Origin of the sequence: Bacillus cereus group sp. BfR-BA-01350, assembly GCF_022663775.1 — a bacterium.
In the GTDB taxonomy this organism is placed as follows: domain Bacteria; phylum Bacillota; class Bacilli; order Bacillales; family Bacillaceae_G; genus Bacillus_A; species Bacillus_A paranthracis.
On the sequence record NZ_JAKUGD010000022.1, the window covers coordinates 17,853 to 41,688 of the forward strand.

The following is a 23,836-nucleotide window of genomic DNA, read 5'->3' on the forward strand; positions in this document are numbered from 1 at the left end:
GCATGATCTTTTTAGATGACCCGTACGGGATTCGAACCCGTGTTACCGCCGTGAAAGGGCGGTGTCTTAACCACTTGACCAACGGGCCGTTAAATTAAATATAGCGGCGGAGGGGATCGAACCCCCGACCTCACGGGTATGAACCGTACGCTCTAGCCAGCTGAGCTACACCGCCATGTCGTCTTATTTAACGGACAATTAGTATCTTACCTCAGATATAATTTAAAGTCAACACATCTTGAAAACTTTTTTAAAAATATATTTTCACATATAAAAAAGCACCCTGAGCAATCGCCCTGGGCACCTCTCTATATTCTAAGAATTAAACGTTCTTATTATCCGCGACGTGCGCCACGGCCACCACGTTTAGATTCAGTGTTACGCTTTAAAGAAGTTAAACGATCTTCGCTATCCTTTAAGAAACGTGCCATCTTTTGCTCGAATGTTTCTTTTGGAGCACGGTCGTTACCGCCACCACGGTTATCTCTGTTGAAAGAACGATTACGTTGTGGACGTCCAGAACGTTGTTGATCACCACCGCGTTGGTATTCACCACGTGGACGATCTCCTTCTGTTTTTTCACGCTCTTTCGCTTTTTTAATAGATAGACCAATCTTACCATCTTTTTCAACGTTAATAACTTTTACTTCTACTTGGTCGCCCACTTTTAAGTGATCGTTAATATCTTTCACATAATTATCAGCAACTTCACTAATATGAACAAGACCCGTTAAGCCTTCTGGCAGCTCCACAAAAGCCCCAAAATTTGTAATACCTGTTACTTTACCCTGTAACTTGCTGCCTACCTCGATTGACATAAAAAAAATGCTCCTCCTTAGTGGTTAAAAAGTCAAATTTTACTTTATTATATATAATCCTAAAATATAGTGTCAATAAGACATACTCTACTTAGAAACAGGAAAAATTATCTCCCCTTTTCCAGAGAAGAAATAATCCCTTCTAGCAATCTTTAATACGTACTCTTCATCATTTAACTTTTGAACGTCGTCTTTTAGACTCTTTTCTTTGTTCGTTAATGAATCCAGTTCTTTTTTCATGTCCTTAACTTTTGCTTCTTTTGCTTTAATGGAACTGTTTTGTTGATAAAACGTTACACTAATACTCGCAATAATTGTAAAAGCAAAGACAAGAAAAACCGCTAAACGGCGATAAAGTCGCTTCCTGTTCTCATCCGTTTGTATTATATGCTCTTTAACAGGATTTGGACTCTGTTTTTCGATTGTTCTTTGTCTCAGTTCCCTCATTTCCGAGGTCCCCCTAACTTCTTTTTTATACGCTCCCATAATTGGAAGATATGTCCCTTCAATTTTGCTATATATTGCAGGAACCCTACATGCTTCATTATAAAAAGTTTAACACGATTAGGGAGAAGTTTCCATATGAGCGAAGCAATAAATCGAACAGGCCAGAAAAAAACTTTCCATATGAAAAGTAATATCCAAATCACCATTTTCCATAACACATGTCCAATTGAAAGCAGTATACGAAATAAGAATAATATAAATGCAATAAATAGCTGCGCTATAATAATAACAGGTTTTATCATGAGTAGCTGTATAATTTGAACAAAAAAGTGTGTTGTTTGCACAAAAATATAGATGAGAAAATTTAACAGTCTCATGTATATTGCTTTCAACATGCTTTGATATGCCGCAAAACCACATAACAATGCTAAAAATACATATATACGTAGTTCAGCTTCATTTACAAGAAGTAATACGTAAAAAACGAATAATGCTTGGACAATCCAAAATAGTATATCATGTATAAATACAATCCAACGCTTACGTTCTTGACGTTTTAAAAATCGTTGGTATGTATCTAAAGACGCTCCAATCCAAGCACCCATTCCGATCATTGAGAGCATCGTATACAACTGAATTGTTAGACTCATTTAAACAACTTACTAAAGAAGCCTTTAGTTTTCTCCCCTTGATTCTCATCAATATACAGCATCTCATGAACTTTCCCTTTAATCGATACAACACCTTTTTCTACATCTAAATTTTTCATTTGCAAATTTTGACCGCGAATTGTTAAAAAGCCCATTACGGTCTCAAGTAAAAACTCTTCGCTATCAAAACTCTCTACCTGCTTTACACCGGTAATATCAATTACACGTCTGCCACGCATAATAATATCATGCTCTACAGAAACATTTTGTTGATTAGAAGACATAGGTGAGTAACCATTATTCACGTAAATCCCCCCATACATTTATACTAGCTAATAGTAATGTATGAAGGGATAATCGATTTTAGAACAAGCCTTCTTCGGCCTTTACTTTTTCTTCACGAACTAAGCTATACATATTTGCTGCATCTTCTTTTTTAGTCGTTTCTTTCAATTCATTTATTTTTACAGTTACTACTTTTTGACCAAAACGAATTGTTAATTCATCAGCTACTTTTACATCTGAACTTGCTTTTGCCACTTGACCATTAATAGATATTCTTCCTTGATCAGCTACTTCTTTCGCCAATGTTCTTCTTTTAATTAAACGTGATACTTTTAAAAACTTATCTAGACGCATATTAAATCCCCCTATTAACGCTCTGTTTGTTTTGCCTCTTCCCAGAAAACATCTAACTGCTCTAATGATAGATCTTGCATCTCTTTCTTCATTTCAGCTACCTTTGCTTCCATGTATAAAAAACGACTGACGAATTTCTCATTTGTTGAACGTAACGCTTCTTCTGGATCTATTTTATAATGACGAGCTATATTAACAAACGCAAATAGTAAATCGCCAAATTCACTTAACATCTTCGCCTCATCCATGTTTGTAACTTCTTGTTGGAACTCTTGCCATTCTTCTAAGGCTTTCTCTATCATCGGCTGTACATCAACCCAATCGAAACCAACCTTACCAGCTTGTTTCTGGATTTCATAAGCGCGTAGTAACTGCGGCAAACTTTTTGGAACCCCATTTAAAACAGATTCTTTTACAAACCCTTTTTCTTGTTTTTTAATTTCTTCCCAATTGGCAATTACTTCATCGGCATTATTTACATCCGTATTCCCAAATACATGTGGATGACGACGAACCATTTTCTCAGATAAAGTTTGAATAATATCATCTATAGAGAACCAACCTTCGTCCTCTCCGATTTGGGCATGAAGCATAACTTGTAATAATACATCACCCAGTTCTTCTACTAAGTGATCATCATCCTCTTCATCAATTGCTTCTAATACTTCATAAGCTTCCTCAATTAAATATTTCTTTAAAGATTGATGTGTTTGCTTTTTATCCCATGGACAGCCATTCGGGCCACGAAGATCTGCAATAATTTCTCTAAGCACATCAAACTGTTGATACAAGGACGCACGTTCCTGAACTGGCGGTACGTACACACTCGTTAAATTATTCAACTCCGTTTCATGATCTAACATGTACAACGGTACCTTTTTAACTTGTTCAAATGAAGTTCCTGCAGCTGTTACGATATACACTTCATAATCATCTGGCAGCATCTCCATTAATGTTAATTTCACATCAGATGCAACGAATGCATCATATACTTGGCAAAAGATTAAATGTTGACGTAATTCTAATTGTCCTCTTTCAAATGATGTAGCGTCAATTAATTGGAATCCTTCAATCGGATCAATCTTAAGACTTGCAAACATAGGATCAAGGAAACTTTGCCCACCTTCAATTCGCACTTCAATATTCGCTACTTCACTTTTTTCCAATAGTAGCTGAACCGTTCTTTCCGCTACAAGTGGATGCCCTGGAACAGCATAGATGATTTCTGCACCTTCAGCTTGTTTTAGCAATGTATTCGCAATTGTTTCATATACAATTTCAAATGTATCATGTGCTTCATATACATTGTCAAAAGCAGTATATTGTATACCTTCTTTCTCCAACTCTTCTATAACGGGATGTTCCTTCGTTCTAACAAACATGTGATCTGCTTCTTTTATTTTTCTATATACACCCATCGTTAACTGATCTAATTCACCAGCACCTAATCCTAAAATAGTAATGATTCCACTCACAACCTGTCACCTCTATCCACTCTTCTTCAATGAACCTTCTTTTTTCTCTTTTTTCTCTTTTTTCATAACGGTTCCTATTTCTGCTTTTGTAAATACACGTAATTTTAAAATGAAAAACATATATGCCAATCCGCCGATGGCTACACCTAACAACGCCTCAAGTGTTGCAACACCTCTATGACTTGTATCCATTACTAATCCAGACATTTGCAATACACGCATAAACATTATTAGTACAAATCCCATACCGATACCACTAATAACTATACCTAACATATTCCGTTTGTCGATAAGCGATTCGGATACAGCTCGCATAAGTAATACACTATTTAGTATAGAAATTACAATTAACGCAACTAGCGTCGCAATTGCAGCTCCCTTCACACTAAAATATGGCATTAATATATAATTTAAAGCTAACTTTAAACAACCGCCAAATATAACGAATATTGCTGGTTTTAATGTTTGTCCTAACCCTTGCAAAATAGAAGCAGTTGTAATCGACAATGAACTAAATAAAATAGATAAAGATAAAATAGATAAAACATCTGACCCATCACTATTTTCAAACAACATAATATTCGTAGGTTGGATAATACAAGTTAATCCAATGGCTGCTGCAAATCCGATAACAAATGTTATTTTCATCGCTAACCTTACCTTTTCTCGAATAAAGGTAAGATCCCCTCTTTCCTTCGCTGCTGTAATAATTGGAATAAGCGACAACGAGAAGGAAGTTGTCACGACAGTACCCAATTGCATAAGCGGGATACTTCTGTCATAAACACCTTTTAACACCTTTGCACTTTCAACTGGCTCTCCCGCTCCAATAAGTAGAGAATAGAAAGAAATAGAATCAGCCATTTGTATAAAAATAAGCACTAAGTTACTAACACAAATCGCTAACCCCTGCCAAAACAGGATTTTTATAATCTTCTTTTTCCCTTTAATCCTCTTTACACTTTTGAAGAATATAGAACGAAAGTCATGACGCATATAAAGTATAAGTACGATAATCCCAATCAATCCACCTGCGATTGAACCGAGCATAGCACCTGCACCAACTGTATATAAATCAAATTCGTGAGCAATTAGGAATAGAGATAAAAATACAATAATAGAAACACGAATCGTTTGTTCTATCACTTGCGAAACAGCTGTTGGCATCATATTATTGAATCCCTGGAAATATCCTCTTGCTACAGATAAAAACGGCATCAATATGAATGAAAAGGAAATAACGCGTAATAGCTTATCTAATTGTATATCGCCCATAGCTATCGCAATTGCTTCGGCACCAAAGAACAATGTAAAAAATCCTATGAAACCAATCCCTAATAAAAACCAAAAAGATACACAAATAATTTCCTCTGCTTCTTGTTTTTTCCCTCGCTCTAATCGTTCCGCAACCATTTTTGAAATTATAATAGGGAACCCATAAGTAGCTAAAATTAAACAAAATCCATAAAATGGATAAATTTGTTGGTAAATATAAAAACCAATGTCACCCGCTATATTTTGATATGGAATACGGTAAAAGGCGCTTAATACCTTTGTAACAAAACTTGCGATTGTTAATATAATAGCCCCACGCCAAAAGGCTTGATACTTCTTCGATTCCATGCAAGAAAACTCCTTTTTCTATTCTCACCCCTCGTATTATATCATAAAGAAAAGGACAAGCTTCCTTACCTACACAAGTAAGAATACGTTCGTGCAACGTTAGAAATATTCAATGAAAAAAGGTAGCAAAGCGCTACCTTCATTCAATATACATATATCTCCAAATAATTGATTTCTCAAGAAGAAATATCATAATTAGGAAAGATTGCTACTTCTAAAATCATACACCTTTACTGTTCCATTTGTTTCGCTAAGAAACTGGCAGCAGTATTGACCGCCTTGTGCTCTATTTCGCTTATAATCGCTTCTTTTGAAAAAATAATGACAGCCCCAATTGGGTCTCCATTTGCAACAATCGGCCCAACTGTATAAGAATGAACCTTTTCTGTTACACCATCAATAATGGAAATATCACTTTCATCCGTCATAATAACAGACTTTCTTTCTTCCATCGTTTTTTCAATTAGATCGCCAACGCTTTTATTTAAGTATTCTTTTTTTGATACACCTGATACTGCGATAATAGAATCTCGATCACATACAAGCACATTATGTCCTAAGCTATCATATAAAGCATCTGCATATTCTTTTGCAAAATCACCTAGCTCGCTAATTGGAGAATATTTCTTTAAAATTACTTCTCCATCGCGATCTACAAATATTTCTAGCGGGTCCCCTTCTCGAATACGTAAAGTTCTACGAATTTCCTTCGGGATTACTACCCTACCTAAATCATCAATTCGACGTACGATTCCAGTTGCTTTCATTCTAATGCTGCCTCACTTTCTACTGATGATCAAAGTGGTGAATTTACCTGTTCATGTAAAAATCACCAACTGTTAGACATAGTATTTTACACATTAGTTCTTCTATGCACGTCGAATTGCATTTTTTTATCTAATATTAGGCATTTATGACTTCTTTTTTTACATCTGGCAAGCCTTTTAATAAATTTTCAGCAATTGTTAACCACTTCGATGTCTCTAAGCCATTTGTTTTCATGACGATTTTCAATTGTGATCCTTCCATTCCTAGACCGATCATTCGTCCAAAACTATTTCCAAGCATGAATAATTTTCCGCCATCAATGTTTTGACTCGCTTGTTCTGAGAACAGAATTGTTACTTCAAATTTATTTTGCTTAATTAATTCAATTTGTTCTTTCATTGCTAATACTTTAATATTTGCGATTTGTAATAAGTAACCAACTTCTTGCGGGTAATCACCAAATCTATCTATCATCTCTTCCTGCAATTCTTCAATATCCTCAATTGCAGAAACACCTCTAAACTGTTTATACATCATAATTTTTTGTTTACTATCAGAAATATAAGCATCCGGTAAATATGCATCTACTTCTAAATCAATTTCAACATTAACTGTATTTTCAACTCCGTCTGTTCCTCTACGCTGTTCAATTGCATCTTTTAACATTTGAGAATATAAATCAAATCCGACAGAATCAATAAATCCATGTTGTTCGGCTCCTAACAAGTTACCAGCACCACGAATTGATAAATCTCGCATCGCAATTTTGAAACCAGATCCAAGCTCTGTGAACTCCTTAATGGCTTGCAGGCGCTTCTCCGCAACTTCCGATAACACTTTATCCCGTTTATATGCAAAGTAAGCATATGCAACACGATTAGAACGTCCAACACGCCCACGAAGCTGATACAACTGCGATAATCCCATACGATCTGCATCAAATACAATTAATGTATTTACATTTGGAATATCTACACCCGTCTCAATAATCGTTGTACTTACAAGAACATCATGCTGTCCTTCTAAAAACGATAGCATAACAGACTCTAATTCACTCTCGTTCATTTTCCCATGTGCATAAGTTACACGCGCATCTGGAACTAACATCGAAATTTCATCTGCTTTTCGTTCGATATCCTCTACACGATTATATAGGAAGTAAACTTGACCACCTCTTGCAAGCTCCCGTTCTATCGCTTCTCGCATTAATGCTGGATTATACTCTACTACATATGTTTGAACTGGGAAACGATTTTCCGGCGGCGTCTCAATAACAGATAAATCACGCACACCAAGCATAGACATATGGAGCGTACGCGGAATCGGAGTTGCCGTTAATGTTAATACGTCAACATTTGCTTTTAATTGTTTAATTTTTTCTTTATGCGTTACACCAAATCTTTGTTCTTCATCAATAATAAGAAGACCTAAATCTTTATAAGTAACATCTTTAGATAAAATACGGTGCGTTCCGATTACAATATCTACTGTGCCATCTTTTAAACCTTTAATTGTTTCATTTTGCTGCTTTCTCGTACGGAATCTACTTAATAATCCTATATTGATTGGATAATCTTGAAAACGCTCTCGAATTGTTTCATAGTGTTGTTGTGCAAGGATCGTTGTCGGCACTAAAATTGCAACTTGTTTTTCATCCATAATTGCTTTAAACGCCGCACGAATAGCTACTTCCGTCTTTCCATATCCTACATCACCACAAAGAAGCCTATCCATCGGACGTCCACGTTCCATATCCTTTTTAATCTCTTCAATAGAACGTAATTGATCCTCTGTCTCTTGATACGGGAAAGAGGACTCGAATTCTTGTTGTTCTGCCGTATCCGGTGTATATGCATAACCCTTTGAAGCTTCGCGCTCAGCATATAGTTTAATTAGGTCATCCGCAATGTCTTGTACAGATTTTTCAACTTTCGTTTTGACCTTCTTCCAATCATTTCCACCCAATTTATAAACTTTCGGATCCTTACCCTCAGATCCTACATATTTTTGCACTTGGTCAATTTGTTCAATTGGAACGTATAACTTATCATTACCTTGATATTTAATATTCAAATAATCTTTATGAACACCGTTAATCTCTAATGTTTCAATACCTAAGAATTTACCTATACCATGATTTACATGAACTACATAATCCCCAACTTTTAATTCCGAATAACTTTTAATACGTTCAGCATTCGATAACTTTTGCTTACGTTGTGATTTTTTAACTTTCTTATGAAAAAGCTCTTTTTCAGTAATGACAACAAGCTTTTGCATCGGCATTTCAAATCCTGCATGTAAATCACCTACAGCAATTTGTAACCTTCCAGGCAATAATATATCTGTGCCTTCTACAATATCTGCCTCAATATCATAATCACTTAAAATATGTTGTAGTTTTTTCACACGTTCATCATCTGTACCTAACACAACAGTCGTAAAATGCCCTTCGTTCCATCTATCAATTTCAGTTTTCAACAACTGCATCTGCCCATGGAAATCCTGCATTGTTTTACATGTCACATTCACAATGTTTTGCGGATGTGTATGTGCTATATGACGTAAGAATAACGTTAAATATACAAAACTTCTTTTTTTATGATGAAGAAATTCTTCAAACGAATGAGAGAAAGATAAATCTTGAATGATTGTTCCCTCACCGAGAAGGGATATATACCATTCCGCCTCTTCCGTTTCAAGATGTGATGCTGTTTCTTGAATACGTGAAATCTCATCTAAAATCACAACACCATCTTCTGGTAAATAATCTATCAGACTAGCAGGTTCGTTATAGAAAATAGATAAATATTTAAACATCTGTTCTATACTTTGCCCGTTTTTTAACATCTCAATTTCATGACTTACCGTCTCAAGCACTGTAGTCTTCAACTTATCATCAGAAAGTTTTTGCATCGTCTTAGTCAGACCTTCTTCAAGATGCTTAATTCCTGATTTCAATTCTTCCTGCGAAAATAAAAACTCTGTTGCTGGACCAAATCTAACACTTTCTTTTTTATCTTGAGAGCGCTGTTCATCCACATCAAATAATCGAATAGAATCGACTTCTGTATCGAAAAATTCAATACGAAATGGTAACTCTTCAGTTAGTGGATATATATCTAATATTCCCCCACGCAAACTAAATTCTCCAGGAGCTTCTACCATAGACTTACGCTCATAGCCAATATGATGTAAAGTATGCAAAAATGTATCTAAATCAATCTCTTGCCCTAGACTGATTTCGATTTGCCTTTGCTTCCACAACTCTTTCATTGGTAAAAATCTGCGTAGCCCTGCAACTGGTGCTACAATAATCCCATGCTCTCCTGCAGCTAAGCGATTTAAGACTTCAATACGTTGCGCCTTCAATTCTGGGCTTGCAACACCAAGTTCTGATGCTATCAATTCATTTACTGGATATAGCCATACATCTTTTTCACCAAGTAACGCCACTAAATCTTCATGTACTTTTTGTGCTTGGTATAAATTATGCGTCACAATAAGTTGTGATTTTTTTGTTTTTTTATATAAGGCCGCCATTAATAACGAACGAGAAGAGGTTGCCATACCTGATACAAGTTGCTCTTTTAAACCATCTTCTAATCCATTAATGACCGATTGGATCTCTTCATTTTTATAAAATTGCTCTAATAAACCTATCATTTTCAAAACCCCTCTCAACATAAAAGAGCAAGCCACTATATTTTATGCAAATATTTCGGAAAAAGAAAACAGAAAAATGCTTTGGACATGCCAAAGCGACAACATTTTATTGCAGAAATTTTTCATATTCATAATACTCAGGATAAGATGCGAGCGTTTCTTGACACAATTCACAAATCGTTTTTATATATATATTTCCATTCTCATGAAAATGAATCATTTCTACTACTTCTTGCTCTGTTAGTTGAAATAAAACGTCGCTATATACTTTTTCTGCGGTAACGGAGCCTACATTACTCCCGCAATGTCTGCAATAATAATACCCTTCCATACTAGCCTCCTAAAAATCCAATTACTGCTAGTATGGGTAAAAATAAAATAAAATATTCCCAATCGTACTCTTAACTATTGAAAGTATTCATAATTTGAAGAAAAGGTTTATTTAACCATTCTTCACATGCATCTGCTGCTTTTTCAATAGAATGATTTACATCAGGAATCTCTTCTGATGTAAAACGTCCTAATACGTAATCTACTACCTTCATTCCATTTTTCGGACGATCGATTCCCATACGGATACGTTGAAACTCTTGTGTTCCTAAATGTGAAATTGTTGATTTCACACCATTATGTCCACCCGCACTGCCTTTCATACGAAGGCGTAATTTACCTACAGGGATGTCTAAATCATCGTACAGAACAACGAAGTCCTCTACATCAATTTTATAGTAATCCATTAACGGACGAATACTTTCCCCAGATAAATTCATATATGTAAGTGGCTTTAATAAGATTACTTTTTCTCCATTAACAAATCCTGCACCAAATACTCCTTTAAACTTTTGTTCGTTCAAAGAAATATTCCAACGCTTTGCAAGTTCATCAATCGCCATAAATCCAATATTATGCCTTGTTAATTCATATTCTCTACCTGGGTTCCCAAGTCCTACTATCAATTTCATTCTTGTACCACTACTTTCTTTTTTCGATACGAAAAGACGTAACCAATCTTGGTTACGTCTCATTCTATCCAATTAATTGAATAATACACTTACAGATTCTTCTTCGTATACACGAATGATTGCTTCTCCGATTAGTGGAGCAACTGAAAGTTCATGTACTTTGTCGATTTTCTTCTCTTCTGGTAATACGATAGAGTTCGTTACAACTAACTCTTTAATATTTGAGTTTTGGATACGCTCAATTGCTGGACCAGATAATACTGGGTGTGTACAGCAAGCATATACTTCAGAAGCACCGTTCTCAACAAGAGCGTTTGCTGCTAATGTAATTGTACCAGCTGTATCAATGATGTCATCAATTAAAATTGCTGTTTTACCTTCAATATTACCGATAATGTTCATTACCTCAGATACGTTCGGACGAGGACGACGCTTATCAATAATAGCGATCGGTGCTTTTAGGCGATCTGCCATTTTTCTAGCACGAGTTACTCCACCGTGGTCAGGTGACACGATTACGATATCTTTAAGACCTTTTGTTTCAAAGTAATCTGAAAGAATTGGTACACCCATTAGGTGGTCGATTGGGATATCAAAGAACCCTTGAATTTGTGGAGCATGTAAATCTAGAGTGATTACACGAGTTGCACCTGCTGTTTCAAGCAAGTTTGCTACAAGTTTCGATGTAATTGGTTCACGAGAACGCGCTTTACGGTCTTGACGCGCATAACCATAGTAAGGAATAACAATATTAATTGTTTTTGCAGATGCACGCTTTAATGCATCGATCATAATAAGTAATTCCATGATATGTTCGTTTACTGGGAAGCTTGTAGATTGAATAATGAATACATCGCAACCACGGATACTTTCTTCAATGTTAATTTGAACTTCTCCATCACTAAAACGATCAACAGAACATTTTCCTAGTCCTACTCCAATATGCTTTGCAATTTGCTCAGCAAGTTCCTTATTAGAGTTTAAAGAGAATACTTTCAAATTAGAATTTAGATATTGAGTCGACATCTAGATTAACCCTCCACATTATGATTTTTTCTTATTCAGCAATTGATCAACATAGTCTTCTTTGTTAACTTGACGTGCACGTGCTACAGATAATGCTTTTGATGGAACATTCTCTGTAATTGTAGAGCCTGCTGCCACATAAGCACCGTCTTCAACTGTTACAGGAGCAACAAGGTTTGAATTACATCCAATAAATACCCCGTTACCAATCACAGTTTTGAATTTATTCTTACCGTCATAGTTCACCGTAATTGAACCACAACCAAGATTCACGTCTTCTCCAACTTGTGCATCCCCGATATAACTTAAGTGTGAAGCTTTACTTCTATTACCAAAAACAGTTTTTTTGATTTCCACGAAGTTTCCAACGCGTACTTCATCTCCAATAACTGAATCTGGGCGAATATGTGCAAATGGGCCAACCGATACTTCTGTACCAAGCTTACTATCATGTACAGTAGATTGACGAATTGTCGTACGATCTCCAATTTCACTATCGCGAATTACTGTATGCGGTCCAATCTCACAATCAGAACCAATTACAGTGTTCCCCTCAATAATTGTTCCTGGATGAAGAACTGTATCACTACCGATAATTGCATCAGCAGAAATATACGTGTTACTTGGATCAATAATAGTAACACCATTTACCATGTTCTTTCGGTTGATACGGTTTTTCATAATAATTTCCGCTTGCGATAGAGCGACTCTGTCGTTAACACCTAACGTTTCATCGAAGTGCTCTGTTTGATAAGCTGATACAATATGACCTTCATTTTTTAAAATTTCAATAACATCTGGCAGGTAATATTCACCTTGTACGTTATCATTTGAAACTTTAGAAAGTGAAGCGAATAAAGCTTTATTATCAAAACAATACGTACCTGTATTGATTTCTTTAATAGCTAATTCTTTCTCATTTGCATCCTTATGCTCAACAATCTTTTCAACATGACCATTCTCATTACGAACGATACGACCATATCCAGCAGGTTCTTCTATGTAAGCTGTTAATACCGTTGCCATTGCCCCTGCTTCTTTATGTTGCTGAAGTAATGCTTCCATCGTTTCAGCAGTTATTAGCGGTGTATCACCACAAATAACTAAAGTTGTTCCTTCTTCGTTTGCAAGTACACTTGCAGCTTGATCTACAGCATGTGCTGTACCAAGTTGTTCTGCTTGTAATGCAAACTCACTTACGTTTCCTAGCTGTTCTTGTACCATTTCAGCACCATGTCCTACGACTGTTACAAGTTTCTGCAATCCTAATTGAGATACTTGATCGACAACATGTTGTACCATAGGTTTTCCACATACAGGATGAAGCACCTTGTATAGCTTAGACTTCATACGTGTGCCTTTACCTGCCGCTAGAATCACTGCAAATCTGTTTGACATATAGACCCTCCATCGCAACCTATTTATCCATTAACGATATTATCCTAAATCATCATATATTTCAAGAAACACATTTTAACTATTAAATTTTACCATAATTCTTATAAGATGTTTTACTCTTTAGTATCTTTTTTAAGAAATAAGCTATACTATTTAAAATGATTTTGAAAAAATTAGAAGTTCCCCTCTTTATTTTATTTAATTCGGAATTTTCTAAACGAAATATATGTATAAACACAAAAAAAACAAACCCCTGTAAATGCTTACAGGAGTTTGTTGCAAAATTATAGGGCTTCCTTTAAAAAGCCCTTTTCATTCGAATTTTACGAAGCGCCCGCTTCTTCAAACTCAACCTCTTCTAACTCGCCTAAACGATGATACTCTGTTAAAACCGCATCTTGAATTTTAGAGCGTGTACCAGAATTAATTGGATGTGCAATGTCACGGAATTCTCCATCTGGAGTACGTTTACTTGGCATTGCTACAAATAATCCATTATTACCATCAATTACACGAATATCATGAACAACAAATTCATGGTCTAGAGTAATAGAGGCAATTGCTCTCATGCGGCCTTCTGTGTTTACGCGGCGTAATCTTACGTCAGTCACTTCCATCTTGTGTTCACCACCCTTTTCTAAATAAGCGATATATTTGTATAAATTCCACAAAATTTCTATTTTCCCTTTAATTTTTTAAAAATTTTTAAGATAAAAATTTTTAATGTAATTGAATATAGAGATTAGTGGAGGTTATCGCTTACAAAGAATTACTTAACTAGGGCAATTACTTCAATTTCAACTGAAACATCTTTCGGTAATTTTGCTACTTGTACGCAAGAACGAGCTGGCTTATGAGCAGAGAAATAAGATCCATATACTTCATTAACAGCATTAAAATCATCCATGTCTTTTAAGAATACTGTTGTTTTTACTACCGTATCAAATGAAGCACCTGCTTCTTCTAATACTGCTTGTAAATTTTGAAATACTTGCTCTGTTTGTACTGTTACGTCTCCTGCTACAAGCTCTCCACTTGCAGTTAACGGAATTTGTCCTGAACTGTAAAACATATTATTTACAATAATCCCTTGTGAATATGGTCCAATCGCTTGTGGTGCATTGTTTGTTTGAACAACTTTCATACTTTTCACCCTTTTATTATTTATTTTTACTCTTTAAAAATAGTGTACGAAAAGCAGTTTGTCCATCTATTTTATAACTTATAAATAGAATAAAAAAAGATAAAGCTATTTGCTTTACCTTTTTACTCAGCCTCTACAAGCCCTTCATCAAATGGTGCCAGTGAATAATTTCCCTTTTCCACTTGAATCGCTTTTTCTTTCACATCAACTTCCGATAGACGAATTAATGATACAAAATTATTAATTAGTCTTTCTTCAATATCCGTAGACTCTACTAATACACCAATACCAACAACATTAGCTTTAAACTCTTCTAACATACTCATCATACCTTGAATGGTTCCGCCAGCTTTCATGAAGTCATCAATAATTAAAACATTGGATCCTTCTGGAAGGCTACGCTTCGCTAACGTCATTGTTTGAATTCGCTTAGAAGAACCTGATACATAGTTAATACTAACAGTTGGTCCTTCTGTTACCTTATTATCTTTTCTTGCAATCACTACCGGTACATCTAAGTAGTTCGCCACTGCATATGCAAGTGGAATCCCCTTCGTTGCCACCGTCATAACTGCATCAATTGGTTGCCTAGCAAAAACAGAAGCAAACAAACGACCTGCGCCATTAATATGACGAGGATTACTTAAAAGATCTGTCATATATAAGTAACCACCAGGCAAAATACGATCTGGATTTTCAAATAAGCTACACAGCTCACCAATAATTAAATCTGCCTCTTCCTCACTTATATATGGTATATATTTCACTCCTCCTGCTGCTCCTGGTATCGTTTGCAATGTGCCGACCCCTTGTTGTTCAAACGTTTGCTTAATAATAACTAAATCTTCACTAATAGAAGACTTAGCTGATTGATACCTTTCAGCAAAAAAAGTGAGAGAAACTAGCTGACGAGGGTTTTGTAGCAAGTAATAAGTCATATCGACTAATCTTGTACTTCGTCTAATTTTCATACTCCCACCTCAAATCACGAATATTCTAAACAAATCATAACGTATTATACGTCTTTATTCAAGCGTTTCTCGCTCTCCTAATAAACGTACTGCGTATACTTGTTCACAAAATCCTTTTAATCCGTTATATATACGATGCATTCGCGAATCATGGTGCACTAGGCCGAATACAGTTGGACCACTACCACTCATTAATACGGCATCTGCTCCAAATCGCTTCATCTGTGCCTTAATACGTGCAACTTCAGGATGCATCGCAAACGTTACATCTTCTAAAACGTTACCGACAGTATCACAAATCCCTTTGTAGTCTCCAGCATTTATGACATCCACCATTTTATCTACATTTGGATGTGTAACTCGATTTAACTTTAAATTTCCATACACATCAGCAGTAGATACACCAATATGGGGTTTTGCTAAAATAACCCAACAAGAAGGTGGAGTTTTTATGTGCTCAATCTGCTCCCCTCTTCCAGTGGCAATTGCTGTCCCACCATATACGCAAAACGATACGTCTGACCCAATTTCTGCGCCAAGCTCTGCTAACTGATCAATTGTAAGCCCTAAATTCCATAATTTATTAAGACCACGTAATGTCGCTGCTGCATCACTACTTCCACCCGCTAATCCAGCTGCTACTGGAATCGTTTTTTCAATAGTAATAGATACACCCTTTTTCACATTAAACTTCTCTTTTAATAATTTCGCTGCTTGATAAGCCAGATTTCTTTGGTCGTCTGGGACATACCGATTATGGGATAAAATTTCAATACGGTCTTCTGCTAATTCCATTAGTTCTAAACGATCCGCTAAATCAATTGTTGTCATAATCATTTTCACTTCATGATATCCGTCTTGTCTTTTTCCCAGTACATCTAACGACAGATTAATCTTTGCTGGTGCTTTCACTAGTAGCTTCAATCTATTCACCCACTCTATGTACTCAATCTTTTATCGTTTATTTTACCATAAATTTATAGTAAGACGATGACACTTCCCTAATTATAACGAAAAGCATTCAGAATGAAACTACTTATGTAAAATGATGGCACCTTTTATAGTACAAAAAGCCGAGGAATCACTCCTCGGCTACCGTAGCATAGAAAGTATCTTACAACTACTGGTTTTGTTTCATTAATTGCTGTTCTGCAATTTCTATAGCACGTTTCACCATGTTACCAGCATCTTTCGCACGAATTCCGCCCCATCCTTCTTTCTGAACAACATCATAAAAGCCCAACTCTTTTGCAAGCTCTTCTTTAAATTGATTCGACATGACACCTCTTCGTCTACTCAATGCAGAGTCCCTCCTTATTTTGCTACGGTATCATTAGTATGCAAAATAATATAGCTTTTCATTTGTGGGAATATATGTAACGATACATGAATTATAAAATCACTTCATTATGAGGTTCACCATAAAATGTTAACTCTACTGTCTCTGTTAAAACATCCGCATAACTATACGACACACGTTGCAACGTATCTTCTTGTTGATCCAGTTGTACAACAAAAACAGAACGGTACGTTTCTGCAAGTACACCTGATTGTTCTACAGTTTTTCTTCTCCCACTGTTTGCCTTTAACATCAGTCTCTGTCCAAGATGGTGATCTAATTCGCTTTTAATTTCATCTAAACGTTTTGACATATACTTCGTTACACCTCGCTGTAATTTAGATTGAACACTTAAAACACGATATATCTATCCCAATTATTAACCGCAACTCACAGACAATATCATTATAAAAGCATCATGCGTTCGAATAGATAGAAGAAATACTATATTGTAAAAGTATCATTATGTAGTCTGTGCGTTCTTGTCTCTTTTTATCCAAACTGATTTAAATCCTCTCCAAATAAAAAAGCAAGATACATATGTACCTTGCTTATTCTTCATAATGTTGAAAAGGTAATCCAGTTCGTAAAATCCCCCTCGTCTCAATCCCGCCAAGCCCCTTTTCACCAGTAATCGTATTACGTACAACATCCCATACATTAACCCTTTCCATAAATGATGTAAAACTAATTTTACCAACCACATATACAGGATCTAGTGCATGAATATTAATTCTAGATGGGGAACTAGCAAAATTAGCGCCTGCTCGAATTAATGCTTCAAAGTGTGATTGACATGCCCCAGCAAAAATAACGAGTTGATCCAATGATGGATATTTTTTTCTCACTTCTCGAACAGCCTGTACAAAATGCCTTGAATGCCTATAGGCTGCTAAATCTCCCTTTACGCCTTTTGATTTTGTATACGCATCGTGCCCTGTAATAACTAAAATGTCCGGACGAAAATGGTCTATTAAATCTACTACCTTTTCATGCATCTCCGTTTCTTTACAATGAATACCTTGTACAGGAACACCAATTTTATTATATAAATCTAGGCACTTGCGCAAATATAACGGGTCTCCATCTATATGCAAGACACGCCCTGGCATTTGAAAATAATTCACTTCACTTGTATATCCACCAGTTGAAGTGTGTTCATGCCTTTGTTTCATTAATACGTAATCTTGTTGAAACAAACGATACGTGCGCTCCATTGTTTCTTTCTCACGCTTTGCTCTCTTTTTATGTTCTCGTTGATCTATACTAATTAAATCTTCAAGTGGCGCATCTGCCACTAATCTAATTTCCTCTCCAAACAATATAGCTATCTCGCCTTTTATTTCTATAATACGAAAAAGGATATCCCTATTATGAGAATATCGTTCCACTAATTCTCCAACATGTAAAGCCATTCTCCTACCTCCAAACTCGTTAGGCCATCTTACCTGTTTTTAAAGTATGAATTTAGGAGGAGAAAGGTGACAAAAGGGACAGTTCAAATTGAACTGTCCCTTTTGTATTCTTATGATAACTTATGAAGAACTAATGCATTACTTAATGTCGCAAACTCCTCGATAGATAGCGTTTCGCCTCTTCGTTTTGGATCAATTCCTACTTCTGTTAAAATTCGATCCAACAGCTCTTTATCTTTCGGGAAACCATTTAAATTATTTGATAAATTATTCATTAAAGTTTTACGACGCTGTGCAAAACTTGCTCGTACTACTTCAAAGAAGAATGTCTCATCTGTTACTTCTACTACTGGTTTCGGACGCTTTAGGAGGCGAATAATTGCAGAATCAACATTCGGTTGTGGCACAAACACTGTACGCGGTACAGTCATAACTGTTTCTACCTCTGTATAATACTGAATAGCAATGGATAAAGAACCGTACTCTTTCGTTCCAGGCTTAGCCGCTAAACGATCCCCAACTTCTTTTTGCATCATAACAACGAATCCACGAACCGGTAATTTCTCTTCCAGCAATTTAAATAAAATTGGCGTTGTAATATAGTATGGTAAGTTAGCTACTACCATTACATCTTGTCCTTCTTCAAATTGCTCACTAAACACCTCATGTACATCTGCCTTTAGTACATCTTTATTGATAACTGTAACGTTGCCATATGGAGCTAACGTCTCATCTAAAATCGGTAATAACCTTTGATCAATTTCAAAAGCCACTACTTTTTTGGCACGCTTCGCTAATTGTTCCGTTAATGCACCGATACCTGGTCCAATTTCAATTGCACCACTTTCTGAACCAATTTCAGCGTGATCAACGATACGATTTAATACATTCGTATCAATTAAAAAATTTTGCCCTAAACTTTTTTTGAATGAAAATCCATACTTTTCAACAATGTCTTTCGTACGATTTGGCGTTGCGATATCCTTCATTTTCTTTCCTCCTGTATGACTTGCTTATAAGCTTCTGCAAATGATTCTTTTGAGACTTGAAACATTTGTAAACGTTTATGTAACTGTTTTGCGTTTGTATAACCAATCTTTAATAGCTTACCCATTCTTTCTCTGCGACTCTTTGCCATTTCTCCGCCCACTAAACCTGCATCGACTAGATCGCTCCAACTGATTTCACTTGTGTAAGCTTCCATTTCTTCATGTATATTCTCTAAAGCACGGCGAATTGATTCATTAGAAGCATGTTCAATCCCGACACCTTTTTTCCTCTTAGCAAGTGCTTCTTCCTTCGGTAAAAAAGCATGTTTACACCCAGGTACCTTGTCAGAAATAATTTTTCGAATACGCTCTCCAGGATAATCCGGATCTGTGAAAATAATAACGCCTCGTTTTTGCAGCGCTAATTTTACTTGTTCAATAACATGATCACCGATTGCTGAACCGTTCGTTTCAATTGTATCCGCATCAACAGCACGCTTAATCGCGACTGTATCATCTTTACCTTCTACAACGATAATCTCTTTAATTTTCATGCTTGCCTCCACACTCGTTTCGTCTCTACTTAGTAAAACAAAAAAATGACGACTTTTCCATTATTATTTTCCCCATTGTTACATTTTAAAAAATAGAATGTCCAAAACTTTGTTCTCTCTCCTTATTGTAACACTTACTCATTCACCCTCGTTTTCTCTACCACTTCTACTATTCTGTTTCTCAAAAAATAAAAAGAATGGGCTCCCCCATTCTTTTTATTCGACACCAAATAAAGCTTTTGCATTCTTAGTTGTTACTTCCGCTACCTCTTCATAAGAAATTCCTTTTAAGTTTGCAATTTCTTCTGCTACGAGTTTTACATAACTCGGTTCATTTCGTTTTCCTCGAAATGGATGTGGTGTTAAATACGGACAATCCGTCTCTATTAACAATTTCTCTAATGGAATCTCAGTAGCAACTTCTTTCGGCTTCTTAGCATTTTTAAATGTAACTGGTCCACCTAATGAAATTAAAAAGTTCATATCAACACATCGCTCTGCTACTTCTACACTGCCGCTAAAGCAATGCATAATGCCTCCTACTTCAGCTGCATTCTCTTCTTCTAGAATATCAACAATATCTTGCGTTGCATCGCGGTTATGTATAATAATCGGCAACTTTACCTTTTTCGCTAACGCAATTTGTTTACGGAATACTTCTTTCTGTATTTCTTTTGGCGACTTATCCCAGTGATAATCTAAGCCCATCTCTCCAAGTGCAACGACCTTAGGATGAGCAGTAAGTTCTTCTAACCAAGCTAAATGCTCTTCTGTCATGTCAATTGCATCAACTGGATGCCATCCAACCGCAGCGTAAATAAAATCATAGGCTTCAGCTAATTCAATCGCCTTTTTTATCGTTGCTTCATCAAAACCAACAACAACTGTATAAGTAACCCCCGCTTCTTTCATTCGGGCAATCACTTCTTGCAAGTCTTCTTCAAATTGCTCTGCATTCAAATGTGAATGTGTATCAAACAACATAATACATAACTCCTTTTATATTGAAATCCAATTTATTCTACGCAAATAAGCTCTTTCATAACTTAACGATAACAATACTACAATCTTAATGCAAAAATGAGAGTGTAAAAAGAAAAAAGACGCTTCACACATGTTACACGTGAAACATCTCTTTTCTTGTCTTAATTACTTGATTTTTGTACCATTTGGTAGATTTTGGTCAATCGATGCTAATGACAATACGCCATTCTCTTCACCCGCTAAAATCATACCTTGCGATAATTCACCGCGTAATTTTACAGGTTTTAAATTTGTTACACAAATAACCTTTTTACCTTTTAGGTCTTCTGGCGAATAGAATTTTGCAATTCCAGAAACAACTTGACGCTTTTCTGTACCTAAGTCTAGTTGAATTTTTAACAACTTATCTGCCTTTTTTACAGGTTCAGCAGATAGTACTTCAGCTACACGCAATTCTACTTTAAAGAAATCATCAATTGTAATTTCTTCTGCCTTCGGTTCTTCTTCTTTTTTCTCTTCTACTTTAGGAGCAGAGGCTTTCATTTGTTCTTTAATGTACGCCACTTCCACGTCCATTTCTAAACGAGGGAAAATTGGTTGTCCTTTTTCTACTTTTGTTCCAGCTGGAATACAGCCGATTGTAGATAGGCTTCCCCAGGATGTATGTGCTTCATCAGTCAGGCCAAGCTGAGCAAACATTTTGCTTGGTGCTACCGTTAAGAATGGCATAAGCATAATACCCGTTTGACGAAGTACTTCTGCTAAGTGAGCCATTACAGAAGCTAACTTTTCACGATCATTCTCGTCTTTCGCTAATACCCATGGTTGTGTTTCATCAATATATTTATTCGTACGGCTAACCAATTGCCAAATTGAGCTTAGAGCTACAGAGAATTCCATATTCTCCATTGCTTCTTCAACTTTTTTCAATGTATCTTTCGCAAATGTTACTAACGTTTCATCAAATTCCGTTACATTTGCTTTAAATGCAGGGATTTCTCCGTTAAAGTACTTATCAATCATAGCTACTGTACGATTTAATAAGTTACCTAAGTCATTTGCTAAATCGAAATTAATACGCTCCACAAATCCTTCTGGTGTGAATACGCCATCAGATCCGAATGGAACTTCACGAAGTAAGTAATAACGTAATGCATCTAATCCGTAACGATCAATTAATGTAACTGGATCTACTACATTTCCTTTTGACTTACTCATCTTTCCATCCTTCATTAAAATCCAACCGTGAGCAAAGACTTTTTTCGGAAGAGGTAAATCTAATGCCATTAAAATGATTGGCCAATAAATCGTATGGAAACGAACGATTTCTTTTCCAACTAAATGCACATCTGCTGGCCAGAACTTCTTATACATCTCTTCATTTTCTGTTCCATAACCTAATGCTGTAATGTAGTTAGATAATGCGTCAACCCATACGTAAATAACGTGTTTCGGATTACCTGGAACACGAACTCCCCAGTCAAATGAAGTACGGGAAACTGCTAAATCTTCTAAGCCTGGTTTAATGAAGTTATTAATCATTTCATTCTTACGAGACTCTGGCTGAATGAAATGTGGATTATCTTCATAGAATTTTAATAGTCTGTCGACATATTTACCCATTCTAAAGAAATACGATTCTTCACGAACAAGTTCTACATCATGACCACTATCTGGACTTTTTCCTCCAACTACTTTGTCACCTTCCATAATTGGATCTACTAATTGATGCTCCGTATAGAATGTCTCATCTTGTACAGAATACCAACCTTCATATTCATCAAGATAAATATCACCTTGATCTACTAGTTGCTTAAAGATTTTTTCAACAACATCTTTATGACGATCTTCCGTTGTACGAATAAAATCATCATAAGAGATATCCATTTTCCCCCAAAGTTCTTTAATTCCTGCAACGATGTTATCCACATATGCTTGTGGTGTAACGTTTAATTCTTCTGCTTTCTTTTGGATCTTCTGTCCATGCTCATCAGTTCCTGTTAAATAATGAACATTATATCCTTGCATACGCTTATATCGTGCCATCGCATCTCCTGCTACTGTTGTATAAGCATGTCCAATGTGTAATTTTCCACTTGGATAATAAATTGGGGTAGTAATATAAAAGGATTTGTTTTCCTCTGTCATTGTTTTGGACCTCCCGAATAACCTCATATGTATTTATAAATAGTATATCAAAAACTTATATATAAAGTGAAACTTTAATCTGTGAGGGTCTTGTTCATTCCCACGGATTATCAACCCACACCAATCGGACTTTTACGAGCAATCCGACTTCCACTTAACTTCTTTGGCCCAGCCGAATTTAAAATTTAGAATCTTACTACTCGTCAATGCAGGATAAAAACAAGTTCATATTTTTATATTTATCATCTATTACTCATATTTCAAGAAAATATACAGTCATTACCTATAATTTCTTGATTTTTCCGAAAATAAAGTGAAATAATAGTAGAAATTACTCAAATTCTATTATATATAAGAAGTAAGAAATCTATAAATCTTTTTAAAAAATATAGAATTAAAGAATTGACGGAAATGTAAATGATTGGTATCATATGTCCATAGGGTATTTTGTCGAAAAATGACGAATCTAAAAATAGACTCGAAACTTATAAACTATTTCTTTAGGAGGAAAAGAATTATGAAATCTACTGGTATCGTTCGTAAAGTTGATGAATTAGGTCGTGTAGTAATTCCGATCGAATTACGCCGTACTTTAGGTATTGCAGAAAAGGATGCTCTTGAAATCTATGTTGATGACGAGAAAATCATCTTAAAAAAATATAAGCCAAACATGACTTGCCAAGTAACTGGTGAAGTATCTGATGGTAACCTATCTTTAGCTGAAGGTAAAATTATCTTAAGCAAAGAAGGCGCTGAGCAAATCTTAAACGAGCTTCAAGATTATATCGAAACAGCAAAATAAGCTTCTCAATTATGAGAA

25 protein-coding genes and 2 tRNA genes are annotated in these 23,836 nt (G+C 35.7%); 1 reads left to right on the forward strand and 26 read right to left on the reverse strand.

Going from position 1 to position 23,836, the window contains the following annotated elements; genetic code table 11:
- Positions 1-16: 16 nt before the first annotated feature.
- The 26 genes from MR147_RS26120 to metG all read right to left on the reverse strand — a co-directional run bounded on the left by MR147_RS26120 (position 17) and on the right by metG (position 23,016).
- Positions 17-88 (reverse strand) — tRNA-Glu (locus MR147_RS26120).
- A gap of 13 nt (positions 89-101) precedes the next feature.
- Positions 102-175: transfer RNA gene (locus MR147_RS26125), tRNA-Met, on the reverse strand.
- A 160-nt stretch (positions 176-335) separates the two neighbouring features.
- On the reverse strand, positions 336-818 hold the full coding sequence (locus MR147_RS26130; RefSeq protein ID WP_000021452.1) for a S1 domain-containing RNA-binding protein: 483 nt from the start codon (positions 816-818) through the stop codon (positions 336-338).
- A gap of 87 nt (positions 819-905) precedes the next feature.
- A complete protein-coding gene (gene divIC, locus MR147_RS26135; RefSeq protein ID WP_074606825.1) occupies positions 906-1,265 on the reverse strand; it encodes a cell division protein DivIC in 360 nt (119 codons plus the stop codon).
- A complete protein-coding gene (gene yabQ / locus MR147_RS26140) occupies positions 1,262-1,915 on the reverse strand; it encodes a spore cortex biosynthesis protein YabQ (protein ID WP_000059762.1) in 654 nt (217 codons plus the stop codon). The genes divIC and yabQ overlap by 4 nt, the downstream gene beginning before the upstream one ends.
- Positions 1,912-2,220 (reverse strand): sporulation protein YabP, encoded by a 309-nt coding sequence (gene yabP / locus MR147_RS26145; protein WP_001059101.1) that lies wholly within the window; start codon positions 2,218-2,220, stop codon positions 1,912-1,914. Before yabP ends, yabQ begins: the two co-directional genes overlap by 4 nt.
- Before the next feature lie 58 nt (positions 2,221-2,278).
- On the reverse strand, positions 2,279-2,554 hold the full coding sequence (locus tag MR147_RS26150; protein ID WP_074606823.1) for an RNA-binding S4 domain-containing protein: 276 nt from the start codon (positions 2,552-2,554) through the stop codon (positions 2,279-2,281).
- 14 nt (positions 2,555-2,568) lie between these two features.
- Complete coding sequence (yabN, locus tag MR147_RS26155; protein WP_242304866.1) at positions 2,569-4,029, reverse strand: bifunctional methyltransferase/pyrophosphohydrolase YabN; 1,461 nt, start codon at positions 4,027-4,029, stop codon at positions 2,569-2,571.
- Between the two features lie 12 nt (positions 4,030-4,041).
- Complete coding sequence (locus tag MR147_RS26160) at positions 4,042-5,652, reverse strand: putative polysaccharide biosynthesis protein (RefSeq protein WP_242304867.1); 1,611 nt, start codon at positions 5,650-5,652, stop codon at positions 4,042-4,044.
- Between the two features lie 230 nt (positions 5,653-5,882).
- Entirely contained in the window at positions 5,883-6,419 is a 537-nt protein-coding gene (gene spoVT, locus MR147_RS26165) for a stage V sporulation protein T (protein ID WP_000648302.1), read from the reverse strand.
- Positions 6,420-6,555: 136 nt separating this feature from the next.
- On the reverse strand, positions 6,556-10,086 hold the full coding sequence (gene mfd, locus MR147_RS26170; RefSeq protein WP_000579716.1) for a transcription-repair coupling factor: 3,531 nt from the start codon (positions 10,084-10,086) through the stop codon (positions 6,556-6,558).
- 106 nt (positions 10,087-10,192) lie between these two features.
- On the reverse strand, positions 10,193-10,417 hold the full coding sequence (locus MR147_RS26175) for an anti-sigma-F factor Fin (protein WP_000399440.1): 225 nt from the start codon (positions 10,415-10,417) through the stop codon (positions 10,193-10,195).
- 70 nt (positions 10,418-10,487) lie between these two features.
- Positions 10,488-11,048: an aminoacyl-tRNA hydrolase gene (gene pth / locus MR147_RS26180; RefSeq protein WP_001979768.1), complete on the reverse strand. Its 561-nt coding sequence runs from the start codon at positions 11,046-11,048 to the stop codon at positions 10,488-10,490.
- A gap of 72 nt (positions 11,049-11,120) precedes the next feature.
- Positions 11,121-12,074, reverse strand: a complete 954-nt coding sequence (locus tag MR147_RS26185) for a ribose-phosphate diphosphokinase (protein ID WP_000107420.1) — start codon at positions 12,072-12,074, stop codon at positions 11,121-11,123.
- An 18-nt stretch (positions 12,075-12,092) separates the two neighbouring features.
- The gene (glmU, locus tag MR147_RS26190) at positions 12,093-13,472 is read right to left on the reverse strand and encodes a bifunctional UDP-N-acetylglucosamine diphosphorylase/glucosamine-1-phosphate N-acetyltransferase GlmU (protein ID WP_000071036.1); all 1,380 of its coding nucleotides are present in this window, start codon (positions 13,470-13,472) and stop codon (positions 12,093-12,095) included.
- 323 nt (positions 13,473-13,795) lie between these two features.
- Positions 13,796-14,089, reverse strand: coding sequence for a septation regulator SpoVG (gene spoVG, locus MR147_RS26195; protein WP_000454041.1), 294 nt, complete (start codon positions 14,087-14,089; stop codon positions 13,796-13,798).
- 152 nt (positions 14,090-14,241) lie between these two features.
- The gene (locus MR147_RS26200) at positions 14,242-14,616 is read right to left on the reverse strand and encodes a RidA family protein (RefSeq protein WP_000869808.1); all 375 of its coding nucleotides are present in this window, start codon (positions 14,614-14,616) and stop codon (positions 14,242-14,244) included.
- A 122-nt stretch (positions 14,617-14,738) separates the two neighbouring features.
- On the reverse strand, positions 14,739-15,587 hold the full coding sequence (gene purR / locus MR147_RS26205; RefSeq protein ID WP_000702473.1) for a pur operon repressor: 849 nt from the start codon (positions 15,585-15,587) through the stop codon (positions 14,739-14,741).
- A gap of 54 nt (positions 15,588-15,641) precedes the next feature.
- Positions 15,642-16,511: a 4-(cytidine 5'-diphospho)-2-C-methyl-D-erythritol kinase gene (gene ispE, locus MR147_RS26210; protein ID WP_000772094.1), complete on the reverse strand. Its 870-nt coding sequence runs from the start codon at positions 16,509-16,511 to the stop codon at positions 15,642-15,644.
- Between the two features lie 196 nt (positions 16,512-16,707).
- Positions 16,708-16,887, reverse strand: coding sequence for an acid-soluble spore protein SspF (gene sspF, locus MR147_RS26215; protein ID WP_001985066.1), 180 nt, complete (start codon positions 16,885-16,887; stop codon positions 16,708-16,710).
- 91 nt (positions 16,888-16,978) lie between these two features.
- Positions 16,979-17,239: a biofilm formation stimulator Veg gene (gene veg, locus MR147_RS26220; RefSeq protein ID WP_000044350.1), complete on the reverse strand. Its 261-nt coding sequence runs from the start codon at positions 17,237-17,239 to the stop codon at positions 16,979-16,981.
- Positions 17,240-17,477: 238 nt separating this feature from the next.
- Complete coding sequence (gene yabG, locus MR147_RS26225) at positions 17,478-18,341, reverse strand: sporulation peptidase YabG (RefSeq protein WP_001173738.1); 864 nt, start codon at positions 18,339-18,341, stop codon at positions 17,478-17,480.
- A gap of 110 nt (positions 18,342-18,451) precedes the next feature.
- Positions 18,452-19,330, reverse strand: coding sequence for a 16S rRNA (adenine(1518)-N(6)/adenine(1519)-N(6))-dimethyltransferase RsmA (gene rsmA / locus MR147_RS26230; protein WP_000651552.1), 879 nt, complete (start codon positions 19,328-19,330; stop codon positions 18,452-18,454).
- Positions 19,327-19,884, reverse strand: a complete 558-nt coding sequence (rnmV, locus tag MR147_RS26235) for a ribonuclease M5 (protein ID WP_000692830.1) — start codon at positions 19,882-19,884, stop codon at positions 19,327-19,329. The genes rsmA and rnmV overlap by 4 nt, the downstream gene beginning before the upstream one ends.
- 216 nt (positions 19,885-20,100) lie before the next feature.
- Complete coding sequence (locus tag MR147_RS26240) at positions 20,101-20,868, reverse strand: TatD family hydrolase (RefSeq protein WP_242304868.1); 768 nt, start codon at positions 20,866-20,868, stop codon at positions 20,101-20,103.
- A 165-nt stretch (positions 20,869-21,033) separates the two neighbouring features.
- The gene (gene metG / locus MR147_RS26245) at positions 21,034-23,016 is read right to left on the reverse strand and encodes a methionine--tRNA ligase (protein WP_242304869.1); all 1,983 of its coding nucleotides are present in this window, start codon (positions 23,014-23,016) and stop codon (positions 21,034-21,036) included.
- Between the two features lie 517 nt (positions 23,017-23,533).
- On the opposite strand from metG, the gene MR147_RS26250 reads away from it, so the two are divergent.
- Positions 23,534-23,818, forward strand: a complete 285-nt coding sequence (locus tag MR147_RS26250; protein WP_000843036.1) for an AbrB/MazE/SpoVT family DNA-binding domain-containing protein — start codon at positions 23,534-23,536, stop codon at positions 23,816-23,818.
- Positions 23,819-23,836: the final 18 nt, after the last annotated feature.